Source organism: Parabacteroides sp. merdae-related_45_40 (assembly GCF_001915675.1).
The window spans coordinates 166,532-182,074 of the sequence record NZ_MNQY01000046.1 but is presented as its reverse complement, the minus strand read 5'-3'; the positions used below and the strand labels follow the sequence as shown (position 1 = coordinate 182,074).

The following is a 15,543-nucleotide window of genomic DNA, read 5'->3' as shown; positions in this document are numbered from 1 at the left end:
AGACAGGGTGTGCCTCGTCCCTACTGCCAAGTAAATAAAATAACAAGGGTGAAATATTTCATATTTACAGGGAATCTTCTACATTTGTTGAAAATTTCATAGACAAACACAGCAAGGCACCCATGTACATTAAATATTTTCGCTTCTTAGTAGCGATTCTCTTTTGTGCGATAACCTCATGTTCTACGGTTCGCGAGAAGCCTCGTCCGGCTACGAGTACGGGCAAGGAGGCCAAGCGAGAGTTTAGGGGAGCATGGATACAGACCGCTTTTCAAGGCGAATACAAGGATATGACTCCCGCCCGGATGAAAAAAGACTTCATCCGCAAGCTTAATTACCTGCAAGCATGCGGCATCAACGCCATCATCTTTCAGGTGCGCCCCGAGGCGGACGCTTTCTATAAATCCGATATCGAGCCGTGGAGTCGCTTCTTCACCGGAGAGCAGGGCGTAGCCCCGGCAGGTGAGTTCGACCCGATGGCCTTCCTAATCCAAGAATGCCATAAACGGAACATGGAGTTTCACGCTTGGTTGAATCCTTACCGGGCGAGCACGGCGGGAAACACCCGTTTCGCCGATTCCCACATCTATCATAAGCATCCCGAATGGTTTGTCACTTATAATAAACAAATCCTTTTCGACCCGGGATTGCCGGAAAGCCGTCAGTTTATTTGCCGGGTAGTGCGTGATATCGTCGGCCGTTACGACGTGGACGCTATCCATATGGACGATTATTTCTATCCCTATCCCGTAGCGGGTATGCCTTTCCCGGATGATAACAGCTTCCGCAAATACGGCTTGCGAAAAGGATACAGCGAGGCGCAAAGGAACGATTGGCGCCGGGAGAACGTGAATACCCTGATCCGGGAATTGAAACGTACCATCCTGCTCACCAAGCCTTGGGTACGCTTCGGTATCAGTCCCTTCGGCATCTACCGCAACAAGAAAAGCACCGCAGACGGATCGGGTAGCAATACCAACGGTCTGCAAAACTACGACGACCTCTACGCCGATATCACCTATTGGGTACAGCAAGGTTGGATCGATTATAACATCCCCCAGATCTATTGGGAGATCGGACACCCGGCGGCGGATTACATCACGCTTATCAAATGGTGGGACAAAAACGCCAACGGAGGTCATTTATATATCGGGCAAGACGTGGCCCGCACCATGAAAGCGGACCAATTAACCCGCAAGATGCGTTACGAGCGTGCCTTGCCTCACGTGAGCGGCAATTGTTTCTGGCCCGCCAATGAGATTCTATGGAACAACAAGGGCGTAGCCGACAGCCTGAAACGGAACTACCACCGTTACCCGGCCCTTATCCCGGCCTATACCCATATGCATAACCGTCCGCCAAAAGACGTAAGCAAGCTAAAGACCGAATGGACACCTAAAGGCTTCTTGTTACATTGGCAAGCGGAGCAAAGCCCCACGAATCCGGAGCTAGCCTCCTATTTCGTGGTCTATCGCTTTAACGACAAGGAGCCGATAGACACGAGCGATCCCTCGAAGATCGTGGCTATCACCCGGGAAACCGGCTACTTGATGCCTTACGAGAAAGGAAAGGTAAAATATCGCTATGTAGTGACCGCCGTAGATCGCTTTCACAACGAGAGCGAGGGCAAGACAAAGAAAGTAAAATTATAAAGACAACAATATATGTTAACCGACCATCGCTGCACCAAATATACCGACTGTTCCTCTTGTAGTTTCTACCAGAGGGACATATTCAAGTATCGTCTTTATCCGAAAGGGTACGTGATCCCTCAGACAAGATGCATGCAGAACATGGTCTTTTTCCTAGTCAAGGGAGAGATCTGGCTGAACAGCGAGGAGCACCCGGACACTACGTTCCGGGGCGGACAGTTCGTGTTGCAACCGATCGGCTCGAAAGTGGAATGCAAGGTACTCGACTACACCGAATGTATCATCTATCTCTTCGAGCGTCCGCAAAACATATGCGACAATCGTTTCAACAAAGGCATCTCCATCGTGGAGAACGAACGCCAGCAGCCCATCGTAATGACGATGGTCCCGCCGATACAACTCTTCATCGAGGGCATGAAGCTTTACCTCAACGATGATTTAAGATGCTCCGGACTGATGCAAGCCAAACGCTCGGAGATGGTCTACTTGCTGAACTGCTACTACCCCATCAAGGAGCTAGCCGCCTTTTACGCCCCGGTTTACCGGTATAGCCACAGTTTCCAGTATTTCGTGATGCAGAACTACCAAAAGGCAAAAGACGTGGAGACCTTCGCCCAATTGGGAGGCTACAGCGTACCCACCTTCCGCCGTATCTTCAAGGATACGTTCGGAGAGCCCGCTTATCAATGGATGCTGAAACGCAAATGCCAAGACATTCATAACGACCTTATCATGACAGAGCTTTCCATATCCGAGATTTGCTACAAGTATGGCTTTGAGTCGCTTTCCAACTTCTTGCACTTCTGCAGGGCTAATTTCGGCCAATCTCCCCGCTCTGTCCGTTCTCTAAAGGATGAAAATACATAATATTCAATGATTTTTTTTAAATCTCTCAACTTTTGCAACTCTTTGGACAAAAATAACAATTCTCCCCTTTAGCATTCCCTATACATTTGCGTCCAGAAGATCAATCATAATTGATTTTCAAAGATAAATAAAATGTATAGGTACAATAAGACAAGTATTATCTTAAAGATCTCTATTGCGGTTTTATTCATTATCGGCATGGTGCTGGAATGTAGTTGCGAGAGATCCGAGGAACCGGAGAAAAGAGGCACGGGCTACATCACTTGCACCCTTCGTTGGGATAGCGTGGTAGCAGTTTCCCCGGTACCGGAGAAACTTCGCTATTGTATCTACCCGTCGGAGGGCGGGCCGATGATACAGACGGATGGGAACGCCAATGGCATCACCCTGTTCTTACCACCGGATAAATATAATGTATTGGTTTTCAATTACGACGCGAAAAACATAGGTTTTCGTAATATGTCGAAGTTCGAGGAAGCGGAAGCATATATCTCCTCTCTAAAGGATCTGGAGGCATGTCAAGACGAGGTGATCCCGTTATATGTCGCCACGATCCGTTCGGTAGAGGTTGAGGGGGACACGGAGAAGCATAAGGAATTGACCTTGTCGCCGTTTTTCCTATCGAAGGACAGTTCCTTGAATCTAAGCAATGAAAGGAAAGGGATCGCAAACAATATCAACGGGCTAAAGAAAACGAGTATCCGATGAGAGAGAGCCGGTTATTTATCATCTTGATCTCGCTTGTCATGGGATTGGCGGGATGCTCGAAAGAGACTATGATCGGCGAGTATGTAGACCGTTGCGCAGTGCGCCTCGACATAGATTGGGGTCCTTGCGGTATCGACCCGGATGGTATGACCGCGCTCTTTTACCCGGTCGATGGAGGGGAGCCAAGCCGTTTCCTTACCAACACGGTGACGGGCGACGAGGTGCGATTGAGGAAAGGGATCTATAACGTAGTGGTATTTAACCAAGCGGCCGAAGAATACAGTTATCTCACGATCGAGGGTCAAGATCAATACAGCACCCTGCGGATCGTGATGAAGACGACGGATAGCGATTGGTACACGCCCACCGAGGGAGAGCGGCTGATCTACGATCCGGAACCTTTAGCGGTAGCTACATTGGAGGGTTTTGAGGTGACGCAAGAGATGGTACGGGCGAACCTTAAGGAGGGAAAGGAGTTTTCCTTGGCTTGCCGGCCCGAGAAGGTAATCTTCACGACCCATCTGTCCTTAGAGATAAAAGGATTGCACAACATGCGGACTGCGAGGGGATCGATTAAAGGGATGGCGGATACATATTGGATAGCGGATAGAAAGACCGGAAGTAGCGTAGCGACGCAACTCGTGGACTTCTCGGAAAAGACCTTTCACGAGAACTCAACGACCGATGGTATCTTATCCGGCTCTTACTTGACACTCGGCAGACCAAACGTCACATCGAAGGCCACGGACGAGATCAGTAATTTGCTTACGCTCTCCATCTTATTGGTCGATAACAGAACGGTCATTACGAAGCAATATGATATAGCTCCACGTGCCGCGATCAATAATGAGACGAAAGAGGTAGAGGTGGTGCTGGGTACGAAAATTGATCCGGATAAGGAAGAAGTTCCCGAGGATATTCCGTTGGAGCTACCAAACGTGGAGCCGGAAAAGAATGGCGGCGAAGGGGGATTCGATGCGACAGTAGACAATTGGGGAGATGAGACGAATATCGTAATCCCCGCATAACTATAGAATGATAAATAGTAACAACATAAAACAACATTAAAAGACTAAACATTATGAAGACAAATTTATTTATCGCAGCATTAAGCCTAGTAGTATTGGCGGGCTGCTCAGGCGAAGATGAGATTGGCACATTGGTAGCAAAGAATGACAATGCGATTAATTTCGGAACTTATGTGGGGAAACAGACGAAGGCCAGTATTATGGATGACACCAAACTACAAACAACGGGATTCAATGTTATAGCAACTTATACAGGTGTCGATACATGGGCATCATTAAGTGGAGACAAAGCTAAAGCTCCAAACTTCATGTACGATCAAGCCGTTACATATACTGATAGTAAATGGTCTTATTCTCCTATACAATATTGGCCAAATGAACAAAATGAGGATGGAGATCTTGGTAAAGTAACTTTCTTTGCCTACAGCCCTAAAACAACTAGTATCACTACAATATCAGATAAAGCAAAAACAGGAGCACCGACTATTAAACTGACTGTTTCCGATGAAATTGATACGCAAATAGATTTAGTAGCAGATATGGTCACAGATCTTACTAAAACAAGCACAACTATAGATGGAGTTGCAGTAGATGCAGGTACTGTTAAATTCAAAATGGATCACCTTCTTTCTCAAATTAAGTTTCAAGCAAAGCTCAAGGCACAGTACACTGGAGCAACAAAGATTACCGTAACAGGATTTAAGTTATCATTTGCAACCAACAAAATTAAGAATGCAGGAACATATACATTTAACACTAATAACACAGATAATATATGGGTGCTGGATAATACTTACCACAACGTAGCCATCGAAAAAACGAACTTAGCAAATGAGTTGGACAATACCGTAGCACTAGCAGCGACCGACTTACTAGATCCTATGTTTTTACTTCCTCAATCATATGCAGAAAAAGATATAACAGCTGTGATCAGTTACACTGTAACCACAAGTGCAGGTGATGTTAATAATGTAAAGAAAATCGATTTACCGGTAGTTACAGACGGATGGAAGCCTAGTAAAAAATATTTATATACTTTTGAGATCGAATTACAGAATGTAACAGTTGGAGTAGAATCCGCAGAATGGGGTAATGGTGAAATCAAGTAATATATTATCTTTATTTTCATAGATTAAGGGATTAGGCTTCTTCAACATAGAAGACCTAATCCCTTAATTAATTTTTAATAGCCGGTCTTCATATCACCGCCTCTCTTCTCTATCATAAAATCCATTCTCATAAAAACACGCCACTCTATATTTAGCTAGGATTACTTACAATAAAATAAATATCAGAAAACCTTTCGATAGCAATACGGTCATTATCCCACCTTTTTGAGCAATATAAGCCATATATCGTGACATCCCCTTCCCGCAAGAACCACAAAACAACGAGAAGGAGATAGCCATTAGTGCCCTTTTCCATCTCAAAAGTACCCCTTTTCACACACAATAGGTTGCGAAAGCCAACGCGAAAGGCCGCGTTAGGCGACACATATGGTTACGTTGGGCATCGTAAGCAGCTAAGAATAGGGTTATAACCTAATGAGAAAGGCGTTATAACCTTATTATAACCCTATCGTAACCTTATGGAATCGCCCAAACACCCGGCAAACCATGAGTTACGATGAATTAATTTCGCTAGAATAAAAGGCCATTTTCCAACATCTGTCTGTCTACTAAACAATTGCTGTTTTTTTCTTGCGTATTTGGAAGCGAGACGTACATCCGCCCGAAATAATCGACTCTCACGGACTTCCGTTTACATTTTGTCAAAATGTCAATCCGCGAGGAAACTTCTCCCCACATAGCATACGGATATCAATTATTCTTCCTATATTTGCGATAATCCCTCATATCTAAGCGTAGGTCACTGAAGGAGGACATAAGTTAACGAAGAGCGTTTAAAGATATTATCCCGTATTGAAATCTGGACAATTTCATATCCATGGATAATAGACAATAAACGCTCACGTCGGTGCTATATTTACCAGTAATCGCTCTGGACGATATAACAGCATGGCGTGGGCTATTGTTTATTACATGGATAGGGCCGTCCAGAGCCTCAATACGGTAATATCAATAGTTTCCACGCTTCTGTATTTTTAGCCCGGCAACCGATGGAGACAGGTTGCCCTTATCCATTAAATGAAGACGATCCTCCTGTTACCCGTCTTGTCGCTATGGCTCCTGCTTGCCACGCAAGCCCATGCCCAAGTCTATCACCTACATTTATCCGACAACACTTGCCGGATAACAGAATGCGTTGATACTCCACAAGGCGTCAAGCCCTTGGGTCAGACATGGAAAGGAAACACCTTCCATGATCGTTTCACGCTAGATTTCGATCGCGCTATCTTCACGTGGGAAAAGGAAGGAAAAGAGACGTATGCCAACAAGATCATCAACCACACTGCCAAATACGCTCACCACTCATTCTCCACGGAGCAGATTACCGCCAACCTCACCATCAACAGCCATCGGGCCGTCCTTCAACTTATCCACTTTCAGAATGGCCAATGGATACAAGTCACTTATTTTTGCGAGATAGGGAATTAACGGCTCATGCGAACATCTACAACATCTACCACTTATACTTGATATTTGTACTTTTTATTTGTGAGTGAAAATTCCAGCCTTAAAAAAGGAGGCCTTAAAGTTTACGATAAACATCTTCAAAAGGTACTCTGCAACGTTCTCCCCAAATGCCTTTATTTCCATCCCGTATCCCACAAGGAATAGCCATGTTTATTTCAGCACCATGAGGTAGTTTCAATGTCCTTTTTAGCCGACGGCTGTCCAGCCCTTCTAAGGGACACGTGTCATAGCCTTCGTTTGCCATCGCAATCATAAACGTTTGTGCGGCAAGCGCACAGGATTTATGGGCTGTCACACGTATGTCATTCTCGGAAACTTCAAGCATCATAGGACGGAAAATACTGATTATATTAGCCAACAATTTCCTGAGCAATCCGAGAATACCGAAGAACCGGGCATAAACAAAGGGCATCAATATACCGTAATATATTTCCCGATCCTTAATACGTTTGTCCTGACGTTCTTTAGGACTGTAATGACGAATGTTCTCCCGTTCAAAATTGAGTACGAATCGCGCATGTTTCTTGTACCAGTCACGCCGAACCACAAAAATGACAATTTGTGAAGCGGTAGAAGCCGCTTTCTGACCAAGGCAGTCCCTTGAAATTTTTGCCAATAATTCAGGTTCTGTAATATGGTAAAATTCCCATAATTGCATATCAGAACTGTTAGGAGCCAATGTAGCCAGTTCCAAACAATGTTTTACCTTTTCCGTATCTATTGGTTTTTCTTTATCATACACCCGTACAGAACGACGATGATGAAGGACTTCATCTAAATTCATAATGATACTGATTTGAATTAAACATTTATTCCCAGCTGATTACTTCAGCCATTTATTATTGTGCTTTATTTAATTGCCGCATAACGACCTTCGCCATTTCTTTAGAACTGAACGGGTCCTGCCCAGTAATCAGATTATTATCTACAACTATTTTTGAAGTCATAGGTATCAATGCTTTTTCATAATCCGCTCCTCTCTCTTTCAACAACGCTTCAAGATCAAAAGGCACGTCTTCTTTTCTTCTGGCAAGACTTTCTTCAAACCAACTGAATCCCGTCAGCTTTTTGCCTTTAATCATATATTCGCCATTGGATAGTTTGGCATTCAACAACCCACTGACCCCGTGGCAGATGGCCGACACTATCCTCCCACTTTCATCCTGTTTCCTTACGATAGTCTTTAAAGCTTCATTGTCAGGAAAGTCATACATCGCACCGTGTCCGCCGGCTAAATAGACACAATCAAACTGTTGTTCCAACAGGTTATCCAAACTGTTTGCATGATCCAACAGCTTTTTGAATTCTGGCTTTTCCCAATACTTTTCGGACATTTCATCTAAAAAAATTGGTTTTAAACTTTCGGGATCAATGGGAGTATAACCTCCTTTCGGATTGGCTACCGTTATGTCATAGCCGCTTTCTTTTGCACTATGATAGATATGAGTAAACTCACTAAGCCATAATCCGGTCGCGAGTTTCCCATTGGCAAAAGTCCCTGTGCTAGTAACTATTATTAAAATCTTCATGATAATCAAATTATTGATTCATATTCTTTAAAAGAAAACATACACATGGATAGATTGTTTTTCAGAATATGGAATCTTTAACATAATCCGAAAATATGAAAACCTGCAAATCCTTTCAAATGCTATCTCTATCCACCAGCATTCGATAAGGAGAAATTACCGATCCCTTTCCTATTACCTCCGGGAGGAAGCAATTTGATGAATATTGTTTCCATGATGCCCAAGTTGAAAGAAGAATTAAGAACTATTTTCAACGACTATGGCTTGAAATATGTCTTCGATACCAATAGCCAGGAGATTAAAGTAATGAAAGAAAAGAAACCGGGAGAGATATTTTTAATTCCATTTCATTCCATAGCCGATACCCTGCAGCGTATGATTTTCTACAAAGCGGCTATTGAAAGTAACAGTGAGTCCGCATTAGTTTTTGAAGAACCGGAAGCCCACTCATACCCTCCTTTCATATCAAAGGTAACGCAGGATATTATCCAATCGGACAGAAACCAGTTTTTTATAACGACACACAGTCCTTATGTGGTTAACGACTTTCTGGAATTACCGAGTGACAAACTTGCCATTTACCTAGTTGACTTCAGGAATGGGGAAACTTTCGTGAAAAGAGCCAGTGACACAGAAGTACAAGAAATGTACGAATATGGCATCGACCTATTTTTCAACACTGAAACATAGCGAAAGATACAGAACACATTGCAGGCACAAGCCCATACCCAAGTCTACCGCCTACGCTTATTCGACAGTACTTGCAGGATAACGGAATGCGTTAAAAACTATTTTACGGAATGTCCAAATGTTCTGTCAATACGTTTACGAATGTTCGTAATGGCGCACCTTCATAATTATCCAACTCCCCAACCAAGATCAGAGCGGCGTTCTTCATCCATGGGTGGTATGGAATCGATAGTTCATAGGGGATTTCCCGGATCAGTTCCGGGGTGTTCTTGATTACCGTATAAGTGTCGCCATCGGCGGCTTTCTTGCCTTCGAAAACTAAGGTGCGGTCGTACATTTTTTGCTTGTTTGCCCCGTTTAGTACTACCGGGGCCATGACTACGGAATCTCTGTCGCTACGCAACATCGGCATCAAGGACAGGGTTTGATATCGTCCCACGGAGAGTCCGCAGACACTGATCGTTAGGTCTAGACGCAAGGAGTTGCCCTCCCGCTCGATGCGGTTTTGCTTCACGGAGACTTGCCCCCGGTAAGATTGTATAGGCACCTGCGCTCCTGCCGGAAGAACAAGGCCGATCACAAGCAAGCATATATAAATGAATGTCTTCATAGATTTATCTCTTTATTTGATGATGTAAACGATACTGATACCCGCCTTTGTTAATCCCCAATACTCGTTGCGGAACTTGCCGATAGGCGCATCTCCTCTAGGAAAAGCGTACTTATCATATTCGAAATGCAAGTATCCGAAACCCGCCGTGAACTCCACGTTCCAACGGGGCGACACGTATAACTGATAACCATAAGAGATACCGCCGCCATAAGCGTTACCGTTATAACTATTCTTTTTCTCCATCCCATACAGGAGCTTCAAACCGGCGAAATCGTAATCCATATACTGGGCATGAACCCCGAAGAAATGTCCGTTGAAACGCTCGTGTATCCAGTAGCGCGCCTCTGGTTGTATCATCCAATGCTTAAAGGACTTATCGCTCGAGAATGTCCAACCGTTATAATACCCCGATGCCTCAACCGACCAATGCTTGTTGAACGCGACCTCCGCCCCTACGTTCGGCGTAGTGATCGCGTCATAAAGCACATTGGTCTTCACGGCCACGACCTGTCCTTGAATATCCATAAAGGTTGACAAAAGAAATACTAACAGTAAATATAGTTTATTCATATCTCCCGGTTCATTAGGTTTGTTTATTTAAGAGGCAAAACCGTACAAATATAAATATTATTTATCAGTTCATTTGTACGTTAACTTATATAATATCCATGATTTACGGATGAAAAACGTTATCTTTGTAAAATAAATCCAGAATATGACTCATGAAGGCTAAATATATCGTGATTTTTTTCCTGTCACTCCTTTCGTTTGTCGCTTGCGATAAAGAGGAGGTCGTTATCCCTACTACCGCCCCTCGTACGGTTCTTATCTATTTCGCGGGGGATAATAGCTTGAGTGGATACGTGAGCCAAAACCTGAGGGCGATAAAGGAAGGGATTGAGCGAGATGGATTGAACAACGGCAATTTGTTGATCTATACGGATAAGCAGAACGAGGCTCCCCAGCTTTTTCAATTAAAGCTGGAAGCGGATACCATCCGGCAGATCGTGCTCGAGACCTACGACTCGAACCAGAACTCTGCCTCTACCGAGACGCTGACGCAAATAATCGACAAGGTACAAAAGGAATATCCGGCGGATAGTTACGGGTTGGTGCTGTGGAGTCACGGAACAGGATGGCTGCCTTCTGATATCTATAGTTATTTGCGTTCCTTCGGGCAAGACGGGAAAAATAATTTCATGGAGATCAATGATCTGGCCTCCGCTTTATCGAAGTATCATTTTGATTTTATTTTGTTCGACGCTTGTTATATGTCGTGTGCCGAGGTAGCTTACGCTTTCCGGGGATGTGCGGATTATATTATCGGCTCGCCAACGGAGATATTGGCGAACGGCTTCCCTTATCAATCGATAATGGGGGATATGTTCAAGAAAGAAGCTGATGTGGTGGGGATAGCGACAAAGTTTTATACGTATTATCAAAGTGAGGCAGGAACGATCTCGGTCATGAAAAGCGATGAGTTGGATGAATTGGCTGCTACTTGCCGTACCCTATTCCATGATAAGACGGAAAGAGATCTTTTCGCCGTACCCGTTAGCGAATTGCAGATCATGGAGTATTTGACGCCGAATTATCATGCCTTATATGATTTTGATGATTACGTGAGCCGTCTGGCCACGGAAGAGCAATATAACGCATTCAAGCGGAGCATGGAAAAGGCGGTTATTTACAAGGCTACTACACCCAAGGCGGTTTACGCTTATCCGTATCCGTATGGAAGCTATCTGCCGGTCAATAAATATAGCGGCTTATCTATCTACATCCCCCAAGAAGCCTTGCCCAAACTAAATGAGTGGTACAAGGATCTTGAGTGGTATAAAGCGGTCTATTAATCACCTCTTATCCAACGCTTTCCGCGAGGAGTGTGAAGAAATAGTAAGATACTCCCTGCTATTGCAGCAACAATTGTAAAAAACACAGCCACTACTATCATACTAATCTATTTTAAGTATTAAACTTCCAATATATGCGAACCATACGGTAGCAACTAAGCCAACTCCAAAAATATACCAAATGATCAAAGGTATAGTATCAACATATGATAACCTTTCCCAATTACCTATATTAAAGAAAGCTCCACCTAATCCCAACACTAAAGCCGCAAATGTCAACTTTGACAGGTCAAAGAAATACTTCGCGATATTCTCCCTCCGTATCTTCACTAACTCTCGTGCCTCTTTATTCTTTTCTCTCCTTCTTTCAAAATCACTCATGACAAAAATAGTATTTATATTTCACATCCCATTCTATTTCACTAGGAAAACTTCTTTATAACGTTCAATTTTTCCTTGAGGATGAACGAGTTCCGCATAGAAAATATAGACTCCTGTTCTCACCTTGGAACCATTCACCGCAAGGCCGTTCCAAGCCAATTCACCTTCTATCCCTAATAAGTCATGATTTACCACCTCACTGATACGCCTTCCGGAGATATCAAATATCCAGGCCCTACAGGTATAGCCGGATTCATCAAGATGGTAGGAGATCGTATATTCCTTCGTTGCCTCAGAATAAACGGGAGACTCTATGCCCGTGACCTCGCCTTCATCTTGCTTTCCATATTGGGAATTCCGATAGCCGGGCGTACCGTATCCCGCCGTGGCCGAAGCCGAAGTCCAATTCATCTCATCCTGCGTATCGCTATCAGGATTAATCCGCTCCAAGGCAATCCCCTTCTCATTTTTCACGGATGGGGCATGCCATTTAGAGGAATAACGAATCTCATCGATCATAACCTCATCTTCCGTACGAAACAGGACTAGCGTAGCGGAGGTATTTGCCAAGACCGGAAGTTTTAATTCATGCAAAGCATCCGGCGAAGATATCAGATAAAAATCGCTCACTCCTTCTATACTTTTAGTCAGCAACGCATAATCTTGTGGTTCTACCAGAGAGACTATAGAAGATAAAGGATAATGCGTACTCAATGTACCATCGGATTTGCGGGTAGCAACAGACAGTCCAGCCAAAGACAATGTCCGGTCCGAACGATTATAAAGCTCGATATACTCACTCCCTTCCGGGTAAGGATTCGGCAACAACTCATTAAAAACGATCTCATTGGGTAAGACTATAATGTCCGTGGGGATACCCGGTTTATGGGGAGTGTCCGGACGATCCGGATCTTCTGGTTCATCGTCAGGAGAAGAGTTTGCGGAACCCGGCGTGCCTCCTCGCTCATCCGTTGATAAATAAAAACCGATTTCAGAACGTTCCCAAGCGATACCGGCTTTCGCTTTCTCATAGGCAATCCGGTCGATCTCCTTACCGGAAGGATCTAATAACGCAAGCTCCTTCCCCGTGTTCGCCAAAGACGCCGGGAATTTATCCAAGGGTATATCTTGTCCCGAATCGTCAATATGTATATCCCTACCGGACCGATAAAGCACGATATATCCATCCGCATCCAAAAGCAAAGCTGTTAATACCGTAGGCTTACTACCATATAAGAATGACCAACCATTTAACTCTATAGCCTTATCCGTCGTATTATAAAGTTCCACATACTCCGTTTCCGGAAAAGCCTTTTGTCCTTTCGGATCAGCCATCACCTCATTAATACGGATACTACCGGCGGGGAAAGAAGGAGTATCCGGCACTTCTGGTTCCTCCGGAGCGTCGGGCTCTTCTTCATATTCTAACCGAATCTCGGTAGAACTCTCCGGAATCTTATTTCCCTCAAGATCCATTAACCCCGAGCACAACAAATCATAACCCATACCAACCTTCAACTCCTTATCAAAGCTGATATTCACATGGATCCGCATATCATCCGCATAGGTCATACGAGAGGCATTACCGATACCCGATATAGAGAATATCGCCTCACGGATATCCACCGGAAGATTATATTGTAATTGGAAAACAGACTCGGTGATCGGTTGGATAGCAAGAAGCCGCGGAAGAACCAACGGCTCATCGGGCTCATTGGGTTCTTCTGGCTCTTCGGGAGTATCCGGCTTCTCTGGTTCGATCGATATATTATCGGATATAATGATGTAGTTACACGCAAAATCATTTACTCGAGTTTTAGAATAGCGGCATTCAAAACGTAGTTGTCCCCCTTTACATGAAGAAGAAACTTCAGACTCACAACTCCCTATCAAGACAAACCTACCCTTCTCTAGCACATATAAGTTCCATATCTTATGATTTTCTAAAGTAAGTTTCACTTTCAAATCCACGGCTCCCAACAAGACATCGAGCGCTTTCTCTATTAAGATCTTTGGATTCTTCTCCGTTGCGGTATGTTTCCGAAAAGTTATCGTTTTCTTATTACTGCCGATTTGGACATAATAATCGTTTTTTAATCCAAGCATCCTCTGATCATCTAAATAAACATGTAGCCGGATATGGTTTTGATCGCTTGGTTTGAAATCCATCCGAATCTCAAATTCCCATTCCATTGTAGCGGAATAAACGAGAGGAGTTTCTATGGAAACACTTTTCCGGGTAGGATCCGCACGTGAGACCAGCCATCCGGTCTCAATCACAAAGCAATCTAAATCACCCGTCCAAGGGTTATCCGATGTAATCTCCGGTCCATTAAACGGTTCTTTTAACTGGGGATAAGCGCAAAGCGGAAGTAAAAACGCAAGAATTAATAATAATTGTTTCATAGCTATATCGTTTTAGTTATAAATTTCTCTATCTTTGCACCCTAATAAGTTACAACTGTAAATAATAGGGCGCAAAAGGCAAAAATATGAAAGCCCTTTACAGACAGCAAAGTTATAACTATTTTACATTATTCAAATTAAATCAGTGCTCAAAATGAAAGTAGCAATTGTTGGTGTAAGTGGAGCCGTAGGACAGGAGTTCCTGCGTGTACTCGACCAGAGAAACCTCCCGATGGATGAGCTGGTACTTTTTGGCTCATCTCGTAGTGCCGGACGTGTTTATACCTTCCGTGGTAAACAGTATACCGTTAAGGAACTGAAGCATAACGACGACTTTAAGGGAATCGATGTTGCTTTTGTTTCAGCCGGAGGTGGTACTTCCAAGGAATTTGAGAAGACGATCACGAAACATGGTACGGTGATGATCGATAACTCCAGCGCGTTCCGTATGGACGAGGATGTTCCATTGGTCGTACCGGAAGTAAACCCGGAGGATGCCTTGAATCGTCCTCGTGGTGTGATCGCTAACCCGAATTGTACCACGATCCAGATGGTTGTAGCGTTGAAGGCGATCGAGAACTTATCTCATATCAAGCGTGTTCACGTATCTACTTATCAAGCTGCCAGTGGAGCGGGCGCTACCGCTATGGCTGAGTTGGTAAAACAATATGAGCAATTATTAAAGGGCGAGGAGCCTACAGTAGAGAAATTCGCTTATCAATTGGCATATAACGTAATCCCTCACGTAGACGTATTCACGGAAAACGGCTATACGAAAGAGGAGATGAAGATGTATAACGAGACCCGTAAGATCATGCACTCGGATATCGAGGTGAGCGCGACTTGTGTTCGCGTACCGGTTATGCGTGCGCATAGCGAATCTACTTGGGTAGAGACAGAGCGTCCGATCAGCGTGGAAGAGGCTCGCAAGGCTTTCGCCGAGGCTGAGGGTGTGGTATTGCAGGATGAACCGGCAAACAAGGATTATCCGATGCCGTTGTTCGTAGCGGATCACGATCCGGTTTACGTAGGCCGTATCCGTAAGGATATCAGCAACCCGAATGGGTTGACATTCTGGACCGTGAGCGACCAGATCAAGAAAGGCGCCGCTTTGAACGCCGTGCAGATCGCCGAGTACTTGCTAAAGGTGGGTAATATCAAATAACAGACAACTTTGTAAATTCTATATACGTGGAAGCGGGATCAAGAGAATACTCTT

General features: G+C 44.2%; 15 protein-coding genes. 9 read left to right on the top strand and 6 right to left on the bottom strand.

The window, feature by feature from the left end:
• The first annotated feature begins 122 nt into the window (after positions 1-122).
• From BHV83_RS06445 to BHV83_RS06420, 6 genes are all read left to right on the top strand, one after another.
• A complete protein-coding gene (locus tag BHV83_RS06445; RefSeq protein WP_008772985.1) occupies positions 123-1,652 on the top strand; it encodes a glycoside hydrolase family 10-like protein in 1,530 nt (509 codons plus the stop codon).
• A 12-nt stretch (positions 1,653-1,664) separates the two neighbouring features.
• On the top strand, positions 1,665-2,519 hold the full coding sequence (locus tag BHV83_RS06440; protein ID WP_286756936.1) for a helix-turn-helix transcriptional regulator: 855 nt from the start codon (positions 1,665-1,667) through the stop codon (positions 2,517-2,519).
• Between the two features lie 132 nt (positions 2,520-2,651).
• Complete coding sequence (locus BHV83_RS06435; protein WP_005863349.1) at positions 2,652-3,227, top strand: DUF5119 domain-containing protein; 576 nt, start codon at positions 2,652-2,654, stop codon at positions 3,225-3,227.
• On the top strand, positions 3,224-4,255 hold the full coding sequence (locus BHV83_RS06430; RefSeq protein ID WP_005863351.1) for a DUF5119 domain-containing protein: 1,032 nt from the start codon (positions 3,224-3,226) through the stop codon (positions 4,253-4,255). Before BHV83_RS06435 ends, BHV83_RS06430 begins: the two co-directional genes overlap by 4 nt.
• Positions 4,256-4,308: 53 nt before the next feature.
• Entirely contained in the window at positions 4,309-5,364 is a 1,056-nt protein-coding gene (locus BHV83_RS06425) for a fimbrillin family protein (RefSeq protein WP_005863353.1), read from the top strand.
• A gap of 1,038 nt (positions 5,365-6,402) precedes the next feature.
• Positions 6,403-6,813 (top strand): hypothetical protein, encoded by a 411-nt coding sequence (locus tag BHV83_RS06420; protein ID WP_005863355.1) that lies wholly within the window; start codon positions 6,403-6,405, stop codon positions 6,811-6,813.
• Between the two features lie 94 nt (positions 6,814-6,907).
• On the opposite strand, the gene BHV83_RS06415 is transcribed toward BHV83_RS06420, so the two are convergent.
• Both BHV83_RS06415 and BHV83_RS06410 read right to left on the bottom strand, forming a co-directional pair.
• Positions 6,908-7,636 (bottom strand): nitroreductase family protein, encoded by a 729-nt coding sequence (locus BHV83_RS06415; RefSeq protein WP_057326109.1) that lies wholly within the window; start codon positions 7,634-7,636, stop codon positions 6,908-6,910.
• A 55-nt stretch (positions 7,637-7,691) separates the two neighbouring features.
• Complete coding sequence (locus BHV83_RS06410; protein WP_022192360.1) at positions 7,692-8,381, bottom strand: type 1 glutamine amidotransferase domain-containing protein; 690 nt, start codon at positions 8,379-8,381, stop codon at positions 7,692-7,694.
• 216 nt (positions 8,382-8,597) lie between these two features.
• Here BHV83_RS06410 and BHV83_RS06405 point away from each other — a divergent pair, with 216 nt between their 5' ends.
• Positions 8,598-9,071 carry an AAA family ATPase gene (locus BHV83_RS06405; RefSeq protein ID WP_232432029.1) on the top strand — a complete coding sequence of 158 codons (474 nt, stop codon included), beginning with the start codon at positions 8,598-8,600 and terminating at the stop codon, positions 9,069-9,071.
• 103 nt (positions 9,072-9,174) lie between these two features.
• On the opposite strand, the gene BHV83_RS06400 is transcribed toward BHV83_RS06405, so the two are convergent.
• Both BHV83_RS06400 and BHV83_RS06395 read right to left on the bottom strand, forming a co-directional pair.
• The gene (locus tag BHV83_RS06400) at positions 9,175-9,681 is read right to left on the bottom strand and encodes a DUF3868 domain-containing protein (protein ID WP_008772995.1); all 507 of its coding nucleotides are present in this window, start codon (positions 9,679-9,681) and stop codon (positions 9,175-9,177) included.
• Positions 9,682-9,693: 12 nt separating this feature from the next.
• Positions 9,694-10,254 carry a DUF3575 domain-containing protein gene (locus BHV83_RS06395; protein WP_005863367.1) on the bottom strand — a complete coding sequence of 187 codons (561 nt, stop codon included), beginning with the start codon at positions 10,252-10,254 and terminating at the stop codon, positions 9,694-9,696.
• A 152-nt stretch (positions 10,255-10,406) separates the two neighbouring features.
• Here BHV83_RS06395 and BHV83_RS06390 point away from each other — a divergent pair, with 152 nt between their 5' ends.
• Positions 10,407-11,537 (top strand): clostripain-related cysteine peptidase, encoded by a 1,131-nt coding sequence (locus BHV83_RS06390; RefSeq protein WP_048927035.1) that lies wholly within the window; start codon positions 10,407-10,409, stop codon positions 11,535-11,537.
• Between the two features lie 102 nt (positions 11,538-11,639).
• Here BHV83_RS06390 and BHV83_RS06385 read toward each other — a convergent pair whose 3' ends face one another.
• Positions 11,640-11,918, bottom strand: a complete 279-nt coding sequence (locus BHV83_RS06385; RefSeq protein WP_048927034.1) for a DUF6722 family protein — start codon at positions 11,916-11,918, stop codon at positions 11,640-11,642.
• 33 nt (positions 11,919-11,951) lie between these two features.
• Positions 11,952-14,324: a lamin tail domain-containing protein gene (locus tag BHV83_RS06380; RefSeq protein WP_057326106.1), complete on the bottom strand. Its 2,373-nt coding sequence runs from the start codon at positions 14,322-14,324 to the stop codon at positions 11,952-11,954.
• A 154-nt stretch (positions 14,325-14,478) separates the two neighbouring features.
• Here BHV83_RS06380 and BHV83_RS06375 point away from each other — a divergent pair, with 154 nt between their 5' ends.
• Positions 14,479-15,489: an aspartate-semialdehyde dehydrogenase gene (locus tag BHV83_RS06375; RefSeq protein WP_057326105.1), complete on the top strand. Its 1,011-nt coding sequence runs from the start codon at positions 14,479-14,481 to the stop codon at positions 15,487-15,489.
• Positions 15,490-15,543: the final 54 nt, after the last annotated feature.

Excerpts from the sequence above, each read along its gene's own strand:
- BHV83_RS06420 (WP_005863355.1), top strand. The coding sequence starts at position 6,403 with ATGAAGACGATCCTCCTGTTACCCGTCTTGTCGCTATGGCTCCTGCTT.
- BHV83_RS06435 (WP_005863349.1), top strand. The coding sequence starts at position 2,652 with ATGTATAGGTACAATAAGACAAGTATTATCTTAAAGATCTCTATTGCG.
- BHV83_RS06380 (WP_057326106.1), bottom strand. The coding sequence starts at position 14,324 with ATGAAACAATTATTATTAATTCTTGCGTTTTTACTTCCGCTTTGCGCT.
- BHV83_RS06400 (WP_008772995.1), bottom strand. The coding sequence starts at position 9,681 with ATGAAGACATTCATTTATATATGCTTGCTTGTGATCGGCCTTGTTCTT.
- BHV83_RS06415 (WP_057326109.1), bottom strand. The coding sequence starts at position 7,636 with ATGAATTTAGATGAAGTCCTTCATCATCGTCGTTCTGTACGGGTGTAT.
- BHV83_RS06430 (WP_005863351.1), top strand. The coding sequence starts at position 3,224 with ATGAGAGAGAGCCGGTTATTTATCATCTTGATCTCGCTTGTCATGGGA.
- BHV83_RS06395 (WP_005863367.1), bottom strand. The coding sequence starts at position 10,254 with ATGAATAAACTATATTTACTGTTAGTATTTCTTTTGTCAACCTTTATG.
- BHV83_RS06385 (WP_048927034.1), bottom strand. The coding sequence starts at position 11,918 with ATGAGTGATTTTGAAAGAAGGAGAGAAAAGAATAAAGAGGCACGAGAG.
- BHV83_RS06390 (WP_048927035.1), top strand. The coding sequence starts at position 10,407 with ATGAAGGCTAAATATATCGTGATTTTTTTCCTGTCACTCCTTTCGTTT.
- BHV83_RS06375 (WP_057326105.1), top strand. The coding sequence starts at position 14,479 with ATGAAAGTAGCAATTGTTGGTGTAAGTGGAGCCGTAGGACAGGAGTTC.
- BHV83_RS06440 (WP_286756936.1), top strand. The coding sequence starts at position 1,665 with ATGTTAACCGACCATCGCTGCACCAAATATACCGACTGTTCCTCTTGT.
- BHV83_RS06410 (WP_022192360.1), bottom strand. The coding sequence starts at position 8,381 with ATGAAGATTTTAATAATAGTTACTAGCACAGGGACTTTTGCCAATGGG.
- BHV83_RS06445 (WP_008772985.1), top strand. The coding sequence starts at position 123 with ATGTACATTAAATATTTTCGCTTCTTAGTAGCGATTCTCTTTTGTGCG.
- BHV83_RS06425 (WP_005863353.1), top strand. The coding sequence starts at position 4,309 with ATGAAGACAAATTTATTTATCGCAGCATTAAGCCTAGTAGTATTGGCG.
- BHV83_RS06405 (WP_232432029.1), top strand. The coding sequence starts at position 8,598 with ATGCCCAAGTTGAAAGAAGAATTAAGAACTATTTTCAACGACTATGGC.